The 2,900-nt window shown below is 42.9% G+C and carries 2 protein-coding genes and 1 pseudogene; all 3 read left to right on the forward strand.

All coding sequences use genetic code 11. From position 1 onward, the window contains the following. Positions 1-167 precede the first annotated feature (167 nt). Positions 168-1,115, forward strand: a pseudogene (locus tag HW45_RS29910) (IS3 family transposase); the annotation flags it as partial. A gap of 190 nt (positions 1,116-1,305) precedes the next feature. After that, the gene (locus tag HW45_RS29695; RefSeq protein WP_200874566.1) at positions 1,306-1,797 is read left to right on the forward strand and encodes an IS110 family transposase; all 492 of its coding nucleotides are present in this window, start codon (positions 1,306-1,308) and stop codon (positions 1,795-1,797) included. An 80-nt stretch (positions 1,798-1,877) separates the two neighbouring features. Further along, complete coding sequence (locus HW45_RS29700; RefSeq protein WP_200874567.1) at positions 1,878-2,264, forward strand: transposase; 387 nt, start codon at positions 1,878-1,880, stop codon at positions 2,262-2,264. The last annotated feature ends 636 nt before the right edge of the window (positions 2,265-2,900 follow it).

Genomic DNA, 2,900 nt, shown 5'->3' on the forward strand with positions numbered 1-2,900 from the left:
TCGATTTCGGCAACAAAGCCTATTAGAACTAATAAAAATGAGAGATAACTTTGGTTATATCACTAAGGGTGAAACAGTGGACTAACCCATAGATAGTAGTTGTAGTGGTTTAATGATACCGGATACCAAATTAGGTGGTAAAGTCTTCACCATAAATGAGGTGTTCAATGACAAAGCGACAACGTCGTACATTTTCTTCTGAGTTCAAAATAGATGCCGCAAGCTTGGTTCTTGGCCAAGGTTACTCAATATCTGAGGAGGCACGCTCTCTAGACATCGGTGATACGGCCTTACGACGTTGGGTCGATCAACTAAAGATTGAGCGTGGCGGATAAACGCCAACGGTTAAAGCTCTGATGCCAGAACAGCAGAAGATCCAAGAGTTACAAGCTAGGATTAATCGCTTAGAAAGAGAAAAATCTATACTAAAAAAAGCTACAGCTCTCTTAAGGTCCGACGAACTCGAACGTTCTCGCTAATTGACCAGTTGAGAGGCATAAACCGGTCAAAGCTCTTTGTGAGCTGTTTGATGTCGCGTCTTCCTGCTACTACGAGTTTAAACAACGAAAGCCGGATGCCAATCGCATTCGGTTAGCCAGCCGAGTGAAGCAGCTCTTTAACATAAGTGGTGGTGCTGGTAGTTGGACTCTTGCTTCTATGCTGCAGTCTGAAGGTTTCGATGTCGGACGCTTCAAAATACGCAAGCTTATGCAAGAATCCGAGCTGATAAGCAAACAATCAGGCTCGCATCGCTATAAACACGCTAAGCTAGAGCTGCCAGATATCCCCAATAGGTTGAAGCGTGAGTTCTCTGTTATCACTCCAAATCAAGTTTAGTGTGGCGATATTACTTACATCTGGTCCGGTTCAAAGTGGAGTTATCTGGCTGTTGTACTTGACTTATTTAGCTGCCGGGTAACGGGTTGGGTGCTATAAGACAAACCCGATGCAGAGTTAACTTGCAAAGCCTTGGATATGCCTTGGAAATAACGATAGCGACCTAGCAACGTGATGTTCCACTCAGACCAAGGAACCCATACAGTAGCCTAAAATACTGTCAAAGGCTTTGGCGATATCGCATAACTCAGAGCATGAGTCGTCGAGGTAACTGGGATACTGGGAGTAGAATATGAGTACAGATAGTTTGTACTAACCCGTACTGGGATTGACTGAAATGTCTTCGTATTGACCTGTCGTTCAAAGAGTCTGTTCAATTCTATCGACTCAGTTGTGACTTAATAGGAGCTTTATATTGCATCTCCAGTGTCCCGTCCTGCCGGGCGATCTAGACAAGAGAGTGATAAAGTGAACAGTAACGATCCCCGATACAAATTGTATTTAGGTGTAGATACTCATTTAGAGCTTCAAGTTGCAACACCGATTAATGAGCTTGGTCAGGTTATTAAGAGTAAATCATTTAATGCCGACCTTGCTTGTTATCGTGAGCTCTTAGCATGGTGTAAGTCTTACGGATTCCTTCAAAAAGCTGGTATTGAAGGTACAGGAAGTTATGGTGCTGAACTGACTAAATTCTTGACTAAGAATGGTATCGATGTATATGAAGTGCTGCGACCAAATCGAATAGAGATACGTCTGAAAGGCAAATCTGACGTTATAGATTCAGAGAATTCGGCTAGAAGCGTATTATCTGGAGAGGCTGAAGTCATTCCTAAAAGTCATACAGGATCAGTCGAGTCATTAAGGAACGTGCTAATAACACGCAATAGCGCGGTCAAAGCAAGAACTCAGGTGATGAATCAAATACCAGCTCTTCTTGTATCAGGTCCGATGAACTAAAACAGTCCCTCTACCAACCAAAGCCTAGTGCGTGTGCGACCACATACTTAGCTCGGTGCTCTAATAGTAGTGAGCCATTATTGATTCCGCTTGTGCTGTTGGCACAACGTTGGAACTTCCTTAACGACCAAGTAAAATCTCTTGATAAAGAAAAAAAGACTTTGAACACAGCTCAAAGCCTCGTATCAAGGTTTGGTGTTGGCGCAAATGTGACTGAAACGCTTTTAGTCGCGGTCGGAGACAATGCCAACCGATTAAAGAAAGAATCATCGTTTGCAGCCTTGTGTGGGGGTAATCCAATTCCAGCGTCATCAGGGAAAACTACCCGTCACCGGTTGAATAGAGGAGCTTGCCGTAGTGCGAATAACGTTCTTTGGACTGTAGCAATGGTTAGATGTGTAGTGATCCCAGACCAAAAGACTATGTCGCCCGAAGAACAGCAGAAGGGTTATCAACTAAGGAAATAACTCGTATCTTAGAGCGCTATATAGTGAGAGAGCTATTCCCGCTAATACTGAAAGATCTAGCGAGTCTGTCTTGACATAGGAGCGTCAATGCTCCATGAAGAGGCTATTTAGAAGATTAAAAAACGAATGGATACCAGCTACCGGGCACCTGACCCAAACTCAAGCAAAGCAGGGTATCAGCTATTACTTGATGGATTACTACAATACGCAATGGCCTCATCAAGCAAATGATGGGCTGTTGCCAGTTACTGCCGAAAATTGGCTGAAATTAGTGTCCGGAACTTGTTGACCACCACAAAGCCGGACTATTTTTGAGATATTTGGTGTAGGTGTTTACGACATCATCCCAATAAGTTTAGGTTAGCTGTTGGGCCATCCCTCTAGGAGGTTGAATTGCTTTCTGAGAACTGTGATAGCCATAATGTCAAAATCATTCCCACTAGTACGGGGCATCAGAATTTTACGCCGAAAGCAATTGATTCAGTATTAACCGATAATGACGCAGCGTTCCTGAATATCTAAGCTCAATTAACTTTGAAAGTCAAAACTTCGATTAATACAGTGTTTTAGATCGGCTAGGCAGGTTACTTCGCGCTAGAATAATTATTATAGCCATTATAATTATTCTGTTATTAC

Origin of the sequence: Vibrio sp. ER1A (genome assembly GCF_000733315.1) — a bacterium.
In the GTDB taxonomy this organism is placed as follows: Bacteria; Pseudomonadota; Gammaproteobacteria; order Enterobacterales; family Vibrionaceae; genus Vibrio; species Vibrio mediterranei.